The sequence below is a fragment of the Kitasatospora sp. NPDC048545 genome, from assembly GCF_040651155.1.
In the GTDB taxonomy this organism is placed as follows: domain Bacteria; phylum Actinomycetota; class Actinomycetes; order Streptomycetales; family Streptomycetaceae; genus Kitasatospora.
Window position 1 is genome coordinate 120,005 of sequence record NZ_JBEZIQ010000010.1, and the last position, 18,348, is coordinate 138,352.

Genomic DNA, 18,348 nt, shown 5'->3' on the forward strand with positions numbered 1-18,348 from the left:
CGCCGTACGGCCCCGGCGGGGGCCCGGCCGTGCCGCCCGCGGTGGGCAGTTGGGGCACCGGGACGCCGTACGCCCCTCAGTCACCCGTCCACCGCCTGCTCACCGGGGCGGACTGGCGCCCGGCTCTCAGGGCGGCCGTCGCGCCGACCCTCGTCCTGCTGATGGCCGCACTGATCGCGGCCATCCCGAGCGACTACCAGTACGAGTACCGGTTCCGGTCGCCGGACTTCGGCGACCGTTTCGGCGCGACGCTGTCGATGGCGCTGAACGCCCTCGGCGCGCCCTTCAGGATCGGCTACCAGAGCCCGCTGAGCCGGGGCCACACCGAACGGATGGACATCGTCCTCCGGGTGGCGCCGATGACCGTCACCGTCCTGTGGTGCCTGGCGCTCTGGCGCGGCCTGCGGGCCGGGCTGCGCCGCCACAAGGCGGTGGTGGGACAGCTGACCCGCGCCCAGGCCGCCGGGGAGGCGCTGCGCACCGCCTTGGTCCTGGCCGGGGTGACCACGGTGCTCTGGGCAGTCGGCGGTACGACCTGGCAGCCGCAGGACACCTTCGACGTGCCCGACTACACCGGCACCAGCGGCCAGGACCTGTCCCGGCCGGTGATCACCGCGGGCGCCGGCTGGCTGGAGGCGGTCGGCTGGACCCTGCTGCTGGCCGGACTGCTGGCCTTCGTCGTCCACGGCACCGACGCGCTGCGCTGGGCGGCCTGGCGCAGCCGGTCGGTGCGCGGCTGGGCGGTCGCCGCGCTGAGCGCGGGCCGGGCGATGGCGGTGTCGGTGGCGCTGTCCGCGGTGGCGGCCTTCGTCCTGGTCGCGGCGAACAGCACGAACGGCGGGCAGGTCGGGCTGGCGCTGGCCTTCCTGCCCAACCTCGGCCTGACCCTGCTGGGCTTCGGCTCGGGGGCGACCTTCCAGGCCCACAGCGGCCTGACCGGCGGTGAGACGTCCTGGGGCAAGCGCAGCGAGGACCTGAACCTGTCCTTCTTCGACCTGCACGACCAGGTGACCGCCGACTGGCGCTGGGCCGGCCTGCTGGCGCTCGTCGCGGCGGGGACGCTCGGCTGGACGGCGCACCGGCGGCAGCTGGACGCGGCCGACCGGCTGCGGCTGGCGGCCGTGCACGCCGCGGCGCTGACCGTGCTGATGGCGGTGGCCGGGGCGATGATGACCCGGACCTCGTCGATGGCGGGCTGGAGCCGGACCTCCGACCTGCAGGTGTCCCAGGAGAACGCGGTCGGGCTGACCTTCCTCACCGTCCTGGCGGCCAACGCGGTCTGGGCGCTGGCCGGTGCTCTGCTGGTGCCGCCGCTGCTGGCGGCGGTCCGCGGCGGCGGCGCGGGTGCCGGGTACGCCAAGGGCCCGTACGGCGGTGCGTCGTACGGCGGTGCGTCGTACGACGGTGCACCCGGGGGCGCGGCTCCGCATCCGTACACCCCGCTGCCGCCCGTGCCGTCGGGGGTGCCGCTCGTGCCGACGTCGCCGCACGGTGTTCCCGCGCACGGTGTTCCCGCGCACGGTGTTCCCGCGCAGGCCGGCCCGGGGCAGGACGTGCCGGGCGGGGGCGCTCCGGTGCATGACGTCCCGCTGCGGGCCGCCGCGCCGCAGGACGGGCCGCCCGCGCCCGGGAGCGGGGTGAGCGAGGTGCTCGGCTCGCACGAGGCGCCGCCCACCCCCGCGGCCGGGACCCCGGCCGGTGCGCCGACGGTCGCCGACGTGCCGTCGCCCCGGGGCGAGGAGCCGGTCGATCCGAGCGTCTGGCGCGAGCACCCCTGAGCCCGGCGGGCCCTGGAAAGGGCAAAGGGCCCCGCGGGGGAACGGGGCCCTTTGTCGCTCAGCACTCGGCGTCAGGGCCGCGCCGGTGCTGGGGTGACGGCGCCGGGGGAGGAGCGCCGTCGTGTCGGTTGGCTTCGGTCCGCGTCGCGGTTCCCGGTGCGGGTGGCCGTCGGTGCGGGGCACGCACGCGCGCGGAACGGCTCGCGGCGCGCGGGTCTGCGCCGGTTCCTCGCTCACGGAGCGTGAAGTGAAAACCGCTGTCGCCTGGCTGTGCGGAGGCTGCGGCACGTCGTCGGCCGGCCTCCTCGGCGAGCCGTCAGGTCGCCGGGAGAAAGGCTTACAACGAGCATCGTGCTGGACGAGGGGCTCGCTCTGCAACCGATTCGGCACAGTTCGATCCGGTGCATGTGTTGCCGGGACAGCCGCCGATGATCACGGTGCGTAGTGACCTGGGGTTGCGGCGCACCGGGACGCGCGTAGCGGCGCGGGACTGACGGAGAAGTGCGCCGGGTGTGCACCGGCTCGGGCCGGGGGTGCGACGGCCGGTCCCGGGCGTCCCCGGACTCCGGCCGTCCCACCTCTCGGCCCAGTCGCGGCCGGGGTCGCTGTCCCCTGCTGGCCGGCCGCGGCACCCGCGCACGGTCCCACGGAGCCGCGCTCCCGGCAGACCGGGTGGCGGCGCCACGTGCGCCGGTGGACTGGGGTGAAGCTCCACGCGTGGTCCTGCAGCCGTACGGCGGTGCCCCCGCGGGGGTCGGTCGGCGCGTCTGGCGGACGCGGCGCGGCCGTACGGTCGTCTGAAGCAACGAATCGCGGCCCCGCCCGGTCACGGCCCTTTGGACGTGCAGACGAGTGAAACCGGACAGCCCGGTAGAATCGGTGTCCAGACACCCCACACCCGTCGCCACCGCGTCCCCGCAGGGGGAGGCGGCTCCGCGTGACACCTCGATACCGCTGCCGGAAGGCCGTCTGTGTCCTCTGCAATTCCCGTCCAGTCCGTGCCGGAGAACGACACCGTCCTGGTGGTCGACTTCGGTGCCCAGTACGCCCAGCTCATCGCCCGTCGGGTGCGTGAGGCGCGGGTCTACAGCGAGATCGTGCCGAGCAGCATGCCGGTGGCCGAGATGCTCGCCAAGAACCCCAAGGCGATCATCCTCTCCGGTGGCCCGTCGTCGGTCTACGAAGAGGGCGCGCCGCAGATCGACCGCGCGATCTTCGAGGCCGGTGTCCCGGTCTTCGGGATGTGCTACGGCTTCCAGCTGATGGCCGTGACGCTCGGCGGCACCGTCGACAACACCGGCGCCCGCGAGTACGGCCGCACCCCGCTGGCCGTCTCCCGCGCCGGCTCCACCCTGTTCGAGGGTGTCCCCACGCAGCACTCGGTGTGGATGTCGCACGGCGACGCCTGCTCCGCCGCGCCGGAGGGCTTCACCGTCACCGCCTCCACCGACGTGGTCCCGGTCGCCGCCTTCGAGAACGACGAGGCCCGCCTGTACGGCGTCCAGTACCACCCCGAGGTGCTGCACTCCGACCACGGCCAGCAGATCCTGGAGCACTTCCTCTACCGCGGCGCCGGCATCGCCCCGACCTGGACCACCGGCAGCGTGGTCGAGGAGCAGATCGCCCTGATCCGCGAGCAGGTCGGCACCAAGCGCGCGATCTGCGGCCTGTCCGGCGGCGTGGACTCCGCGGTCGCGGCCGCCCTGGTCAACAAGGCCATCGGTGACCGGCTGACCTGCGTCTACGTCGACCACGGCCTGATGCGCAAGGGTGAGACCGAGCAGGTCGAGAAGGACTTCGTGGCCGCCACCGGCGTGCAGCTGAAGGTCGTCGACGCCGCCGAGCGGTTCCTGAACGCGCTGAAGGGGGTCACCGACCCCGAGGAGAAGCGCAAGATCATCGGCCGGGAGTTCATCCGGGTCTTCGAGCAGGCCCAGGCCGAGATCATCGCCGAGGCCGGCTCGCAGGGCGAGTCGGTCGACTTCCTGGTCCAGGGCACCCTGTACCCGGACGTGGTGGAGTCCGGCGGCGGCACCGGCACCGCCAACATCAAGTCCCACCACAACGTGGGCGGCCTGCCCGAGGACCTGCAGTTCCAGCTGGTCGAGCCGCTGCGCAAGCTGTTCAAGGACGAGGTCCGGATGGTCGGCCAGGAGCTGGGCCTGCCGGAGGAGATCGTCCAGCGCCAGCCGTTCCCGGGCCCCGGCCTGGGCATCCGGATCGTCGGCGAGGTCACCCAGGAGCGCCTGGACCTGCTCCGCGACGCCGACGCGATCGCCCGCGAGGAGCTGACCGCGGCCGGTCTGGACCGCGAGATCTGGCAGTGCCCGGTCGTGCTGCTCGCCGACGTCCGCAGCGTGGGCGTGCAGGGCGACGGCCGCACCTACGGTCACCCGATCGTGCTGCGCCCGGTCTCGTCCGAGGACGCCATGACCGCCGACTGGTCGCGCCTGCCCTATGACGTGCTGGCCCGGATCTCCACCCGGATCACCAACGAGGTCCGCGACGTGAACCGCGTCGTCGTCGACGTCACCAGCAAGCCGCCGGGCACCATCGAGTGGGAGTAGGCACTCCCGCCGGCCGCCGGCGCCCGTCCTCGACGGGGGCCTGAGGTCGGAGCCTGAACGGTCGCGCCGTCGTTCCCGTATGCAAGGGAGCGGCGGCGCGGCCGTTCGCGGTGCGGGAGCCGCTCCTCGGGTGGGACCTCCCACCGAAAATGGGCAGGAGCGGGCAGAATGCGGACCGGACCTGTCAGGGAGTGGCAGGCCGAGAAGGAAGGTGTGCGGGATGTCGGAGGCCAGCAACGCGGAGCCGACCGGCGGGGGAGCGGCCGGCCGGGCCGACCGGGCGGCACAGTGGCGGGCGCTCGCGTCCGGGTACGCGCTGCTCCCGCTCCGGCTCTTCCTCGGAGTCACCTTCGTCTACGCCGCCCTCGACAAGCTCTCCGACGCGCACTTCCTGGCCGGCGCGGGTGACCCGGCCTCCTTCGTCTCGCAGACCCAGGCCGCCAAGGCCGGCGGCAGCCCGATCTCCTTCCTGCTCGGCCCCGCCCTCGACCACCCGACCCTGTTCGCGCTCGCCGTCGCCTTCGGCGAGCTGGCGGTCGGCCTCGGCACCCTGCTCGGCCTCTGGGGCCGGGTCGCCGCACTCGGCGGCGCGCTCCTCAACCTCAGCCTCTGGCTGACCGTCAGCTGGAGCGTCTCGCCGTACTACCTCGGCAACGACCTCGCCTACCTGATGGCCTGGACCCCGCTGGTGCTCGCCGGCACCCCGTACCTCTCCCTGGACGGCTACTTCGCCCGCCGGGCCGAGCGCGACCGCGGGCGGGGGCTGGGCGAGGACCAGGTCAAGCGCCGGGCGCTGGTGGACGGCGGCATCGCGGCCGTCGCGGTCGGCGGCGCCGGACTGCTCACCGGTTCGCTGACCCGCACCTTCGGCCGGGGCAGGCAGGCCGTGGCCAAGCAGTCGGCCGCCCCCGTCCCCGGCGCCGCGGCCCCCGCCCCCACCGTGCCCGCCGCGAGCGTGCCGGTCGGCGGCTCGGCCCAGGTCAAGGACCCCGCCACCGGGGACGCCGTCTACATCGTGCAGCCCACGGCGGGCCAGTACTGCGGCCTCTCCTCGGTGTGCACCCACTCCGGCTGCGCGGTGGACGCCCCGAAGAACGGCCGGCTCTACTGCCCCTGCCACGGCTCCCGGTTCGACGCCGGCACCGGCGCGGTGGTCAACGGGCCGGCGGTCAAGCCGCTGCCGAAGTACACCGTCACCAAGGACGGCGACCAGCTGACCCTGGGCCCGCAGCAGAGCTGAGGACCGGGACGGCCCGTGCCGGGAGCCCCGGCGCGGGTCACTCCTCGCGGTCCGGGCGGCCGCGGCGGGCCACCGCCGCGACCGCGCCCGCCAGGCCGCCGACGCCGAGCACGATGAAGGTGACCGGGATGACGATCCGTCCGTTCACCGACTGGTCGTTGAGCGCGGCGACCAGGTAGAGCACGGCGAGCACGGTGAACAGCGCGCCCGCGATCAGCGAGAACAGGTCGAGCCGGTGCTTCCTCACTGCTGGACCACCTTGATGTTGCCGAGCCCGATGCCGAGTTCGAGGTTGAGCGTGCCCTTGGAGGCCCGGCCGTCGACCGGGCCGATCAGATAGGTGTGCCGTCCGGTGCTGTCGCTGCGGTCACCCGGGGTGTCGATGTTGCCGAGGCCCACGCGGGCGACCACGTTCACGGTCACGTCGTCCGGCACGGTGACGGTCATGTCGCCGGCGCCGAGGTCGACCTTGGTGGCGAGGGTGGCGCCGGCCGGGTCGAGCCCCGCCAGGTCCAGCCGGACCTGCCCGGCGCCGAGGTTGTAGCGGTCGTGCAGGTCGGAGGCCGTGGTGACCGTCCAGTCGCGCTCGCCGACGGCGTTCTTCATCGAGTCCGGTGAGTGCCCGACGAAGGCCAGCGCCAGGGTGAGCAGCAGACCGGTCGCCGCCAGCTTGCGGGCCCGGCCGAACTTCGCGCCGACCAGCAGGGTCAGGCCGACCACCAGCAGCGCGGTGGCCAGCGCGGTCGAGCCCAGCACGGTCGGGTCGTGGTGGTTCGTGGACGCGGACCAGACCGCGGCGGCCGCGCCGATCGCCAGCAGGAAGCCGAAGAAGCCGAGCGCCGAGCGCTCCCGGGGGCGCCGCACCACGGCGGGCTCGGAACGGCGCTTCGGGTCCTCCTTGCGCAGCGGGTCGCCCTCGGGCAGGTCGGCGCGCTGCCACCACGGCTGGGCCGGGCCGCCGGCCGGCGGCACCGGGGTGCCGAACGGCGGGGTGGGGGTCGCGGACGCGTTTCCGCCGTACGGGTTGCGCTCGGGGTGGCGCGGGTCCCACAGGTAGCCGCTCGCGCCCGGCGCCGGACCGTCGGCGGGGACCGTCCCGGCGGCCCGGTCGGCGGCGTGCCCGGCGCCGGCCGCCCCGTCCGGCTCCGGCCGCGGCCAGACGTAGCCCTCGGACCCGGGCGCGGGGAAGTGGCGGTCGTACGGGCCGCCGCGCCGGCGCCCGGGCCCCCGGCCGCGCCGGCGCTCCGGGTCGTAGCGCACCGCCAGGAAGACCAGGCCGGCGAGCAGCAGCAGCGGGAACATCTGGTCGCCGTCGCCCATCGAGGAGAAGAACACCCCGGTGCCGATCACGGTCAGCAGCACCGCGCCGACCGACTGGCCGTCCACCCGGCCGGTGAGCACCCGCTGGAGCTCCGTGCGCCCGCCGCGCCCCTTCGACTCCTCGTCGGTCGGGACGATCAGCCAGGCCAGGCCGTACAGGAACAGCCCGAGGCCGCCGGAGAGGCAGAGCACCACGACGACCACCCGGAAGACCACCGGGTCGATGTCCAGGTGCCGGCCGAGGCCGCCGCAGACGCCGGCCACCACGCGGTGGTGCTCGGCCCGGGTCAGTGGCGGTCGCGGTTCCGGCGGGGCGGCAGGCCCGGCCTCCTCGATGCGGTGGTCCTCGGTCATGGGCACCATCCTTCCGGCAGGTGCCGGTCCGGCCCAACCGGGAGTACCCCTGCCCGTACCCTGACTTGTCCCTGAGACGGGCTAGGGACACACCCTGATGCGCCCGCGGCGGCGCGCGTGGAACCATCGGTGGCGTGGCAGCCCCCGGTACCGATCCCCGAACCACCGCCCCCGACGCCGCGCCGTCGGCCGGCGCGGACCCCAACCCGACCGACGGCGGGAAGCCGCCGTACCGCCGGCTCTACCGCAGCCCGCAGGGCCGGATGCTCGGCGGCGTCGCGCACGGCCTGGCGGTGCACCTCGGGCTGCCGGTGCGCTGGGTGCGGCTCGCCTTCGTCCTGCTGTTCTTCGCGCAGGGGATCGGCGCCCTGCTGTACGCCGCGTTCTGGTTCGTGGTGCCGATCGGCATCGGCGAGCCCTCGGCGCGCGGCGGCGCCCAGTGGATGTACCTCAACGGCGTGTTCGTGCCGGCCACCCCCGGGCTGCAGGGCGGCCTGCTGAGCAAGGGCCCCACCGGCGGCTGGCTCGGCCGGCTGCGCCAGCTGCTCCAGCACACGCTGCAGGGCGAGCCGGTGGCGCCGCCCGCCGAGGGCGCGGCCGCGGCGCCGGCCACCAAGAACGGGCAGGGCGGCCTCGGCCAGCTCGCCGCCCTGGTCATGGTCGTGATCGGCCTGATCGCCCTGCTCAACGTGCTCGGCTGGCAGACCGCCAAGCCGTACACCTGGCCGCTGCTGGCGATCGGCGTCGGCGTCGCGCTGGTCTGGCGGCAGGCCGACGACTCGCGCTGGCAGCGCTGGTTCGGCATCGAGGAAGGCGAGAAGCGGCGCGGCGCCTACACCCGGGTCGGCGCCGGCGTGCTGCTCGCGGTGGCCGGCACCATCGCGCTGCTCGCCATGCAGGGCAGCGGCTCCACGCTCGGCTCGGTCGTCGAGGCCTCGCTCGCGGTGCTCGCCGGGGTGCTGGTGCTGCTCGGCCCGTACGGCCTGCGGCTGTGGCAGGACCTCGGCGCCGAGCGGACCGCCCGCATCCGCGCGCAGGAGCGGGCCGAGATCGCCGCCCACATCCACGACTCGGTGCTGCACACCCTGACCCTGATCCAGCGCCGGGCCGAGGACCCCAAGGAGGTCCTGCGGCTGGCCCGCTCGCAGGAGCGCGAACTGCGGCTGTGGCTGTACCGCCCGGAGGCCGCCGCCGAGGCCGCGCCGGACACCATGGCGGAGACCCTGCGCGCCGCCGTCGCCGAGGTCGAGGACCGGCACGGCGTCCAGGTCGAGCTCGTCATCGTCGGTGACTGCCCGATGGACGAGAGGATCGCGGCACAGATGCAGGCCGCGAGGGAGGCGACCGTCAACGCGGCCAAGTACGGTGGCGGGGGACCGGTCCAGGTCTACGCCGAGGTGGAGGGGAGGACGGTGTCGGTGTTCGTCCGCGACCACGGCCCCGGCTTCGACCCGGACACGGTGCCCGAGGACCGGATGGGCGTACGGGAGTCGATCATCGGCCGGATGAAGCGCAACGGCGGCACCGCTCGGGTGCGGCCGGCAGCGGGCGGCGGTACCGAGGTCGAGCTGGAGATGGAGAGAACGAATGACTGAGGCAGCGCCGATGGGGGCCTCCCCGGCCGAGGGCGGGGGGCGTACTGCGCGGGTCGTGCTGGTGGACGACCACCGGATGTTCCGGACGGGCGTCCGGGCCGAGATCGGCCGCACCGACGTGACCGGGATCGACGTGGTCGGCGAGGCCGACGACGTGGACTCCGCGGTCCGGGTGGTCGCCGAGACCAGGCCCGACGTGGTCCTGCTCGACGTCCACCTGCCCGGCGGCGGCGGCGTCGAGGTGCTGCGCCGCTCGGTCGGCGTGATGGGGGACGGCGGGGCGGCACGGAGCGCCTCGGACGAGGGCGGTGGCGGGCGACGGACGGGCGGCGTGAAGTTCCTGGCGCTGTCCGTGTCGGACGCCGCCGAGGACGTCATCGGCGTCATCCGCGGCGGCGCGCGCGGCTACGTCACCAAGACCATCACCGGCACCGACCTGGTGAACGCGATCTTCCGGATCGCCGACGGCGACGCGGTGTTCTCGCCCCGGCTGGCCGGTTTCGTCCTGGACGCCTTCGCGGCCACCGACACCCCGCCGGTCGACGAGGACCTGGACCGCCTCACCCAGCGCGAGCGCGAGGTCCTGCGCCTGATCGCCCGCGGCTACGCCTACAAGGAGATCGCCAAGCAGCTCTTCATCTCGGTGAAGACCGTCGAGAGCCACGTCTCCGCCGTGCTGCGCAAGCTCCAGCTCAGCAACCGCCACGAGCTGACCCGCTGGGCCACCGCCCGCCGCCTGGTCTGAGCCGCGTCCGCGGTCGAGCCCGCCCGGCCGGATTCCTCCGGTCGGGCGGGCTTGTCGGTGCGTGGCCATAGACTCGGAGTGCCATGACTAGCCTCTTTGAAGACCTCCCGCTCCCCGGCTTCGAGGCACCCGCCGCCGGGTCGAAGCAGCCCGCCGCGCCCATCGACGAGGAGCCCCCGCCGTACGAGGACGACGTGCCGTACGACGCGTACGAGGAGGCGATCCCGGACGGACTGTTCCAGACCACGGCCTTCGATCAGCCCGGGGGCGTCGCCGAGGCGGAGCGGGACGCCTGGTACCGCAACGGCGCCGCCCGTCCCGTGATCGACCCGGCGCAGCTGCTGGAGGGGATGAACGACCCGCAGCGCGAGGCCGTGCTGCACGCGGGCTCGCCGCTGCTGATCGTGGCCGGTGCCGGCTCGGGCAAGACCCGGGTGCTGACCCACCGGATCGCCCACCTGCTGGGCGCCCGCGGGGTGCAGCCGGGAGAGATCCTGGCGATCACCTTCACCAACAAGGCCGCCGGCGAGATGCGCGAGCGCGTCGAGGCGCTGGTCGGCCCGCGGGCCCGGGCGATGTGGGTGTCCACCTTCCACAGCGCCTGCGTGCGGATCCTGCGCCGCGAGTCCAAGCAGCTGGGCTTCACCTCCAGCTTCTCGATCTACGACTCCGCCGACTCGCAGCGGCTGATGTCGCTGGTCTGCCGCGACCTCGACCTGGACCCGAAGCAGTTCCCGCCGAAGTCCTTCACGGCGAAGGTCAGCAACCTCAAGAACGAGCTGATCGACGAGGAGACCTTCGCCGACCAGGCCGCCAACCCGATGGAGAAGAAGCTCGCCGAGGCGTACGCGCTGTACCAGCGGCGGCTGCGCGAGGCCAACGCGCTGGACTTCGACGACATCATCATGACGACGGTGAACCTGCTGCAGGCCTTCCCCGACGTCGCCGAGCACTACCGGCGCCGGTTCCGGCACATCCTGGTCGACGAGTACCAGGACACCAACCACGCCCAGTACATGCTGGTCCGGGAGCTGAGCGGGGGCTCCGTCACGGCCGCGCCCAAGCGCACCGCCGACGGGGACTTCGTGAACCCGGCGGCCGCGCACCTCGCCGAGGTGCCGCCGGCCGAGCTGTGCGTCGTCGGTGACGCGGACCAGTCGATCTACGCCTTCCGCGGCGCGACCATCCGCAACATCCTCCAGTTCGAGGAGGACTACCCGAACGCGACCACGATCCTGCTGGAGCAGAACTACCGCTCCACGCAGACCATCCTGAGCGCCGCCAACGCCGTCATCGAGCGCAACGGCAACCGCCGCGAGAAGAAGCTGTGGACGGCCGGCGACCACGGCGAGAAGGTCGTCGGCTACGTGGCGGACGACGAGCACGGCGAGGCGCAGTTCATCGCCGACGAGATCGACCGGCTCACCGACAAGGGCGAGGCCAAGCCCGGCGACGTCGCGATCTTCTACCGGACCAACGCCCAGTCCCGCGTCTTCGAGGAGGTGTTCATCCGGGTCGGCCTGCCGTACAAGGTGGTCGGCGGGGTGCGCTTCTACGAGCGCAAGGAGGTCCGGGACGTCCTGGCGTACCTGCGGGTGCTCTCCAACCCGGAGGACACCGTGCCGCTGCGCCGGATCCTCAACGTGCCCAAGCGCGGCATCGGTGAGCGGGCCGAGGCGATGATCGACGCGCTGGCCGCGCGGGAGCGGATCTCCTTCGCCCAGGCGCTGGCCCGGGTGGACGAGGCGTACGGGATGGCCGCGCGCTCGGCCAACGCCGTCAAGAAGTTCAACGTCCTGATGGCCGGGCTGCGCCAGGTGGTCGAGTCGGGCGCGGGCCCGGCGGCGGTCCTGGAGGCGGTCCTGGAGGAGACCGGCTACCTGGCCGAGCTCCAGTCCTCCACCGACCCGCAGGACGAGACCCGGGTGGAGAACCTGCAGGAACTCGCCTCCGTCGCCCTCGAGTACGAGCAGGACCCGGGCGAGCGGCCGGACGCCGGGGAGGACGGCACCCCGCCGGTCGGCTCGCTGGCCGACTTCCTGGAGCGGGTCGCGCTGGTCGCCGACTCCGACCAGATCCCGGACGAGGACGAGGAGGGGCGGGGCGTCATCACGATGATGACCCTGCACACCGCCAAGGGACTGGAGTTCCCGGTCGTCTTCCTGACCGGCATGGAGGACGGGATCTTCCCGCACATGCGGGCGCTCAACCAGGTCAAGGAGCTGGAGGAGGAGCGCCGGCTCGCGTACGTCGGGCTCACCCGGGCGCGCGAGCGGCTGTACCTGACCCGCTCGGTGCTGCGCAGTGCGTGGGGGCAGCCGGCGTACAACCCGGCCTCGCGGTTCCTGGAGGAGATCCCGGAGACGTTGGTGGAGTGGAAGCGCACCGGGGCGGTGCAGGCGCCGGCGCAGCGCGGCTTCTCCTCGGGCTCGTCCTGGGGCAAGTCCTCGTCCGGGGGCGGCGGTTCGCGTTCCTCGTCGAGGTCCTCGTCCTCGGCCTCCGCCTCGCCGAAGGCGGGCTGGGGGCAGTCCGCGCGGCGCGGCGGCCAGGCCGTGGAGCGCGACGCCGTCTCGCTGGCGGTCGGCGACCGGGTCACCCACGACAGCTTCGGACTGGGCACGGTGGTGGCCGTGACGGGCGTGGGCGACCGGGCGCAGGCCACCGTCGACTTCGGCACGGACGGGCGCAAGCAACTGCTGCTGCGCTACGCGCCGGTGGAGAAGCTGTAGTACCCGGGCCGGTCCGCGAACCGCCGTGGTCGGGGTTCGCGGCCCGGCCCTACCGGGGGTCCAGGCCGTTGGCCAGGAACCACGGCAGCGGGTCGACCGGCCCGCTGCCGGCCGGCCGGACCTCGAAGTGCAGGTGCGGCCCGGTGCTGTTGCCGCTGCTGCCGACGAAGGCGATGACGTCGCCCTGCTTCACCGGCCCCTTGCGGATCTTGTACGCGCGCAGGTGGCAGTACCAGACCTCGGTGCCGTCGGACATCTTGAGCATCGACATGTAGCCGTAGAACGGGTTCCACTGGGTGCGGATCGTGCCGTCGGCGACGGCCATCACCTGGGTGCCGCCGTCCACCGGGAAGTCGATGCCGGTGTGGCGGTTGGCCCAGTGGGTGCCCGCCTCGCCGAACAGCTCGCCGAGGCCGTGCTGCGCGACCGGCATGACCACCGTGGGCTTGACCGGTTCGGGCGCCGGCGCGGGGGTGGGCTGGGCGGTCGGGGCGTCGGCGGGCTGCGCACCGGCCAGCGGCCGACGGGCGTCGCCGCGCGAGGCCTGGGCCCGGTCACCGGCCGCGGTCACCTGCGCGGCCGCCGCGCCGCCGGGCGCGTTGTCCGGGGCGGCGTCCGCGGCGGTCTGCTGCGGCAGCCGTCCGGAGGCCTGGACGCGCTGCTGGTCGGCCTCCCCGTGGACCGTGATCGCCGCCGCGGCCGCGACCCCGAGCGCCGCCACCGACGGCAGCGCTACCCGCAGCAGCGCCGTTCGGGTGGCCGCCCTGGCGGCGCCGCGGCGCTGGGCGCGGGACTGCTCGCGGGCGGCGAGGCGCAGCTCCGCACGGGTCGGACGGGCGGCTGCTTCGGGAGCCATCGGGGGCTGCCTCCTCGGTGGGCCTCGGGCACGTCATCGGACGAGGTCGAACTGCCGTGACTGTAGCGGGAGGAGAGGCGCGCCGGAAAAACCTCCCGGTGTCAAGGGGTCGCCCGGGGGGTCTGTGGGGACGTTGCCGGAAGGACGGGTATACCCGCTGGTAGCAAGGCCTGGAGCTGTGACTTTGCCCTCCTCTTGGGAGGGGGCTCGGTCAAGCGGGCCGGGTGGCGCTAACCTCCCCTCAGGTTGGTTATTGACCGTTAACCGCGCCCGTGGCCCACAAGGCCCGGTGGGGTGGTGGACGACGAGGTCCAGGAGGCAGTGATGAGTGTGTCGGGGCCGATCCGTGTGGTGGTCGCCAAACCGGGGCTCGACGGTCACGACCGTGGCGCCAAGGTCATTGCGCGTGCCCTGCGCGACGCCGGTATGGAGGTCATCTACACCGGGCTGCACCAGACGCCCGAGCAGGTCGTCGACACCGCGATCCAGGAGGACGCGGACGGCATCGGGCTGTCGATCCTCTCCGGCGCCCACATGACGCTGTGCGCGCGGGTGCTGGAGTTGCTGAAGGAGCGCGACGCGGCGGACATCAAGGTCTTCTGCGGGGGGATCATCCCCGACGAGGACGTCGCCGAGCTGAAGGCGATGGGCGTCGCGGACATCTTCACCCCGGGCACACCCACCCGGGACGTGGTCGCCTGGGTCGAGGCCAACCTGCGGGCGAGCTGACCCGTCGGCGGGACGGCCTCGGGCCGGACGGGGCGGGCCGGGCCTTCGGGCGCGGCCCGCTGCGGCATTTCCGGGGCCGTGCCGCTGTGGCGTTCCGGGGCTGTGTCGCTGTGGCACTTCCGGGCGCAGCCCGCTGTGGCGTTCCCGGCGTCCGGCACACCCACGACCGGTCGACGGGCGTGCCGGACCCGCCGCCCGCCCGCCCGGCGTCAGCCCGCCAGCTCCGCGAGCATCGCGGCCCGGAAGCGCAGGGTGCCGGCCAGCCGGGCGAAGGTCTCGGACCAGGCGGAGTCCGGGGCCGCCGACGCGGCCAGCTCCTCCACCGCGTCGGCCTCCCCGGGCGCGAGCGCGCGCTCCGTCATCCCGAGCACCCCGCTGTGGCTCCACGGGTACGCGCCGGAGGCGGCGGCCCGGGCCAGGGCGCCCACCACGGCGGTGGACAGCGGCGGCGTCCACGGGGTGGCGCAGGCGCCGAGCAGCTGGAAGGCCTCGCCCAGCCCGTGCACCCCGATGAACGCGGCCGTCCAGGCGGCCCGCTCCTCGGGCGGCAGGACGGCCAGCAGCTTGGCCGGGGCACCGGTGGCGCGCGGGGCGCGGGCCCGGCCGGCGCCGCGCCCGGGCGGCACCGGGGCCGGGCCGAGCAGCGCCCGGGCCCAGTCGGCGTCGTGCTGGCGGACGGCGGCGCGCGCCCAGGCCTCCCGCAGGTCGTCGGCCCAGCTGCTGCTGGTCTCGTCGATGCTGTCGCCGACCCGCAGGGCGAGCAGCTGTTCGGGTGTCAGGCCGGTGCTCTCCGGCCAGACCGCGAGCGGGGCCGCGGCCACCACCTCGCCGAACCACCAGGCCCGTTCGCCGCGCCCGGTGGGGGACTTGGGCGTGATGCCGTCGCGCTGCATCCGCGCGTCGCACTCGGCGGGCGGGGTGACCAGCAGGTGCGTGCGGGCTTCGGCGAGGCGGACGGCGGCCCGCGCCCGCTCGGCCATCCGGCCCGCGAGGGCGGAGCCGGGCAGGGTGGAGAGCAGTTCGGCGGCGGTGGCGCGGACGTTCTTGCTGCGGTCGCCGAGGGCGGCCTCCAGGAACGGCTCGTCGGCGGGGGAGAGGCCGTCCTGGAGGGCGTCCAGGAAGAGCAGGCGGTCCTCGGCGCGCTCGGTGGACCAGGTGCTCCGCAGCAGCTCCAGTCCGGCGGCCGGGTCCCGGCGGCGCAGCAGCGTGAGGTGGGTGACGCGCTCGGCGAACAGGCCCTCGTGCCAGAGCTGGTGGTCGGCGGGGTCGGCCGGTCGGTGCGTCGGGTCCTCGGTGGTGGTGCGCAGCACGAACCGCCAGTCGGGGTTCCGCTCCGCCAGCCAGCGGCCCGGCGGACCGGCCAGCGCGACGGCGTCGGAGCGCAGTTCGCCGCGTGCGCGGGCGGCGTCGAGCAGGCCGGGTATCAGTGCGGCGGGCGGTCGCAGACCGCGGGCCCGGGCGGTGGCGAGCCACTGCGGCAGCAGCTCGGTCAGGTTGGCCAGGGTGCCGCCGCTGCCGCCGGTACGGCCGGCCAGCAGGGCGGCCAGCCGGCGGGCGGCCGGCTCGGGCAGCTCCGGGCGGGGGTCCTCGGGCGCCGGCGGCCCGGGCGGTCGGGTGGCCGCTACGGGCAGCGCGCCCGCGCGGCGGCGGACGGTGGCGAGGGCGGCCAGCTCCAGCAGGGCGGTGGCCGGGTCGGCCGGGTCGACGGCGTCGGCGAACGGCAGGGCGGTGGCCGGGAGCGGGCGGCGGTCGGTGCCGAGCAGGGCGCTGGTCTGCAGGATCTCCCACGGGTCCTGGGTGGTCGTCATTCGTGGTGCTCCTAGGGGTGGGTGAGGCCGACCGGGCGGTGCCCGGCGGGCCAGGCCGTGACCGGGACGAAGCCCTGGTGGCCGTACTCGCCGAAGACCGTCAGCGGACGACCGGTGGAGACCGCGGCCAGCCGCCACAGGGCCGGCTCCGGGACGGCCGCGGCGCGGACGGGCAGCGTGTGGTGGCCGTCCGTCAGGTACCAGCCGTCGGGCGTGCGGACCGGGACGACGCCGGTGAGGACGGTCGGCCAGCCCTCCAGCCACGGGTCGTCGGCGACGGCGGTGCCGTACCCGGCCACCGCCTCGGCCACGGAGAGCCCGGCGGGCGGCTCGGCCGGGCCCGCCCCGGGGGCGCCGTGCCGGGTGCCGAGGACGGCGCGCAGCGGGCGGGCGGCGGGGTGGTAGGCGAGTTCGGCCTCCAGGAGGTGGCCGGTGGGCAGGGCGAGGTCGGGGGCCTGGCCGGGGCGGCCGAAGGCCAGCAGGAGGGCGGGGCGGCCGGTCTTGGCGCCGCGCAGCCAGACCCGGCGGGTGGTCAGCCGGTCGTCGGAGCTCCCCTCCATCGGCATCGTGCGGCTGCCGAGCACCAGCCAGCGGTCGCGGACGGTGGGGCCGGCCAGCACCTCGGCGGCGTCCAGGGTGTACCCGACCCGGGCGCGGACCGTCGCGGCCAGGTCCGCGGGCAGCTCGTCGACCCGGGTGGCGGCCGTGGCGAGGAGGTGGAGCATCGCGTACTCCTCCAACAGCCGCTCCGGCGGCAGGGCGTCGAGTTCGCGGACCCGGGTGGCCAGGCCGGGGGCCTGCGCGTCGACCATCCGGGCGGCGACCTCCTCCCAGGGGCCGGCGCCGGACGGGTCGGCCAGTCCGTGCCGGATGCGGTCCGCCAGGCGCAGCCGCAGCTCGGCCGCGCCGGCCGTGACCCGGGCGCCGCGCCTCTCGGCCCGGCGGCGGGCGGCCTCCGGGTCGGCCGGGGCCGTGGGGCGCTTCCCGACGTGCTCCCGGCGGTCCCGGAGCCATGCGCGGACCCAGTCGGCGGGCTCGGCGGCGGGGACGGCCTCCGGGGAGCCGCTCCACAGCAGGAGGAGTCCGAGCGCGTGACTGCACGGGAGTTTCCGGCTCGGGCAGCTGCACCGGTAGGCGGGCGTGGCGAGTTCGACCGCGGTGCGGTACGGGGTGCGGCCGCTGCCCCTGCACTCGCCCCAGACCGCGACGCCGTCGGTGCCCGTGCCGGACCACGGCGCGGGCGAGGAGAGCCTGCCCGCCGTCTTCCGCGACGTGGCGTCAGGGGCCAGGGACAGGACGTGTCGGGTGCTCCAGCGTTCCTCCATGCGTCCGACCGTAGGCGGCGGCACTGACATCCGCTGACTGTCCGTCCGGAGCCGTCCCGCCGGCCCGGCGGACGATGTCAGTGGTCCGGTGCAGGGTGGTTCCCACAGGTCGGGACGCCGGCCTGGCTCCCCCCGATCATCCAGCCGCCGGGGCACCCGTGCCTCCGGCGGCCGACCCGAAGGAGCCCCTCGTGACCGATGTTCTGCGGCAGCACGCCGAGGACGCCTTCGCCGGCGAACTGGCCGCCCTGGCCGCGCAGGACGACCGTCCGCGCCCCGAGCGCTGGAAGCTGTCGCCCTGGGCCGTGGCGGCGTACCTGCTCGGTGGCGAACTGCCCGACGGCACCGCGATCACCCCCAAGTACGTCGGCCCGCGCCGGATCGTCGAGGTCGCCGTGACGACCCTGGCGACGGACCGCGCGCTGCTGCTCCTCGGGGTGCCCGGCACCGCGAAGACCTGGGTGTCGGAGCACCTGGCCGCCGCGATCAGCGGCGACTCCACGATGCTGGTGCAGGGCACGGCCGGCACCCCCGAGGAGGCCGTCCGGTACGGCTGGAACTACGCCCGGCTGCTGACCCACGGCCCCAGCCGGGACGCCCTGGTCCCCTCCCCGTTGATGCGGGCGATGGCGGGGGGCCGGATCGCCCGGGTCGAGGAGCTGACCCGCATCCCGGCCGACGTCCAGGACAGTCTGATCACCATCCTGTCCGAGAAGACGCTCCCGGTACCGGAGTTGGGCACCGAGACGCAGGCGGTGCGCGGCTTCAACGTGATCGCCACCGCCAACGACCGCGACCGCGGGGTCAACGAGCTCTCCGGCGCGCTGCGCCGCCGCTTCAACACCGTCGTGCTGCCGCTGCCGGGCTCGTTGGAGGAGGAGGTCGACATCGTCACCCGCCGGGTCAACCAGCTCGGCCGCTCCCTGGACCTGCCCGAACTGCCCGGCGGCGCCGAGGAGATCAGACGCGTGGTCACCGTCTTCCGCGAGCTGCGGGCCGGGATCACGGTGGACGGCCGGACGAAGGTCAAGACCCCGAGCGGCACCCTCTCCACCGCCGAGGCGATCTCGGTGGTGACCAACGGCCTCGCCCTGGCCGCCCACTTCGGCGACGGCGTGCTGCGCGCCGGCGACGTGACCACCGGCATCCTCGGCGCCGTCGTCCGCGACCCAGTGGCGGACCGGGCGGTCTGGCGGGAGTACGTCGAAGGCGTGGTGCGCGAGCGCGACGGCTGGAAGGACTTCTACCGCGCCGCCCGCGAGGTGACCGCGTGAGCGGGCGCAGCGGGTCGGGCGGGCGGGA

General features: G+C 74.8%; 13 protein-coding genes and 1 pseudogene. 9 read left to right on the forward strand and 5 right to left on the reverse strand.

Features of this window, described 5'->3' with window-relative positions:
• Window positions 1-29 precede the first annotated feature (29 nt).
• The 4 genes and pseudogenes from AB0D10_RS12545 (at window position 30) to AB0D10_RS12560 (ending at window position 5,585) form a co-directional block, all read left to right on the forward strand.
• Entirely contained in the window at window positions 30-1,778 is a 1,749-nt protein-coding gene (locus AB0D10_RS12545; protein WP_360254729.1) for a proline-rich domain-containing protein, read from the forward strand.
• A 971-nt stretch (window positions 1,779-2,749) separates the two neighbouring features.
• Window positions 2,750-4,345, forward strand: coding sequence for a glutamine-hydrolyzing GMP synthase (guaA, locus tag AB0D10_RS12550; RefSeq protein WP_360254731.1), 1,596 nt, complete (start codon window positions 2,750-2,752; stop codon window positions 4,343-4,345).
• A 220-nt stretch (window positions 4,346-4,565) separates the two neighbouring features.
• Window positions 4,566-5,081, forward strand: a pseudogene (locus AB0D10_RS12555) (DoxX family membrane protein); the annotation flags it as partial.
• A gap of 219 nt (window positions 5,082-5,300) precedes the next feature.
• A complete protein-coding gene (locus tag AB0D10_RS12560; protein WP_360254839.1) occupies window positions 5,301-5,585 on the forward strand; it encodes a Rieske (2Fe-2S) protein in 285 nt (94 codons plus the stop codon).
• A gap of 37 nt (window positions 5,586-5,622) precedes the next feature.
• On the opposite strand, the gene AB0D10_RS12565 is transcribed toward AB0D10_RS12560, so the two are convergent.
• Entirely contained in the window at window positions 5,623-5,832 is a 210-nt protein-coding gene (locus tag AB0D10_RS12565; protein ID WP_359911252.1) for a hypothetical protein, read from the reverse strand.
• Window positions 5,829-7,259: a PspC domain-containing protein gene (locus AB0D10_RS12570; RefSeq protein ID WP_360254733.1), complete on the reverse strand. Its 1,431-nt coding sequence runs from the start codon at window positions 7,257-7,259 to the stop codon at window positions 5,829-5,831. The genes AB0D10_RS12565 and AB0D10_RS12570 overlap by 4 nt, the downstream gene beginning before the upstream one ends.
• Before the next feature lie 134 nt (window positions 7,260-7,393).
• Between AB0D10_RS12570 and AB0D10_RS12575 the strand changes: the two genes are divergently transcribed.
• The 3 genes from AB0D10_RS12575 (at window position 7,394) to pcrA (ending at window position 12,328) form a co-directional block, all read left to right on the forward strand.
• Window positions 7,394-8,854 (forward strand): PspC domain-containing protein, encoded by a 1,461-nt coding sequence (locus tag AB0D10_RS12575; protein ID WP_360254735.1) that lies wholly within the window; start codon window positions 7,394-7,396, stop codon window positions 8,852-8,854.
• The gene (locus AB0D10_RS12580) at window positions 8,847-9,599 is read left to right on the forward strand and encodes a response regulator transcription factor (RefSeq protein WP_360254737.1); all 753 of its coding nucleotides are present in this window, start codon (window positions 8,847-8,849) and stop codon (window positions 9,597-9,599) included. Before AB0D10_RS12575 ends, AB0D10_RS12580 begins: the two co-directional genes overlap by 8 nt.
• 83 nt (window positions 9,600-9,682) lie before the next feature.
• The gene (gene pcrA, locus AB0D10_RS12585; RefSeq protein ID WP_360254739.1) at window positions 9,683-12,328 is read left to right on the forward strand and encodes a DNA helicase PcrA; all 2,646 of its coding nucleotides are present in this window, start codon (window positions 9,683-9,685) and stop codon (window positions 12,326-12,328) included.
• Window positions 12,329-12,377: 49 nt separating this feature from the next.
• Here pcrA and AB0D10_RS12590 read toward each other — a convergent pair whose 3' ends face one another.
• Window positions 12,378-13,184, reverse strand: a complete 807-nt coding sequence (locus tag AB0D10_RS12590) for a M23 family metallopeptidase (RefSeq protein WP_360254741.1) — start codon at window positions 13,182-13,184, stop codon at window positions 12,378-12,380.
• 324 nt (window positions 13,185-13,508) lie between these two features.
• Here AB0D10_RS12590 and AB0D10_RS12595 point away from each other — a divergent pair, with 324 nt between their 5' ends.
• The gene (locus AB0D10_RS12595; protein ID WP_360254743.1) at window positions 13,509-13,913 is read left to right on the forward strand and encodes a cobalamin B12-binding domain-containing protein; all 405 of its coding nucleotides are present in this window, start codon (window positions 13,509-13,511) and stop codon (window positions 13,911-13,913) included.
• A gap of 209 nt (window positions 13,914-14,122) precedes the next feature.
• Here the strand turns inward: AB0D10_RS12595 and AB0D10_RS12600 are convergent, their stop codons facing one another.
• Window positions 14,123-15,721: a DUF5691 domain-containing protein gene (locus AB0D10_RS12600; RefSeq protein ID WP_360254745.1), complete on the reverse strand. Its 1,599-nt coding sequence runs from the start codon at window positions 15,719-15,721 to the stop codon at window positions 14,123-14,125.
• An 11-nt stretch (window positions 15,722-15,732) separates the two neighbouring features.
• Window positions 15,733-17,046, reverse strand: a complete 1,314-nt coding sequence (locus AB0D10_RS12605; RefSeq protein WP_360254747.1) for an SWIM zinc finger family protein — start codon at window positions 17,044-17,046, stop codon at window positions 15,733-15,735.
• A gap of 191 nt (window positions 17,047-17,237) precedes the next feature.
• On the opposite strand from AB0D10_RS12605, the gene AB0D10_RS12610 reads away from it, so the two are divergent.
• Window positions 17,238-18,320, forward strand: coding sequence for an AAA family ATPase (locus AB0D10_RS12610; protein WP_360254749.1), 1,083 nt, complete (start codon window positions 17,238-17,240; stop codon window positions 18,318-18,320).
• The last annotated feature ends 28 nt before the right edge of the window (window positions 18,321-18,348 follow it).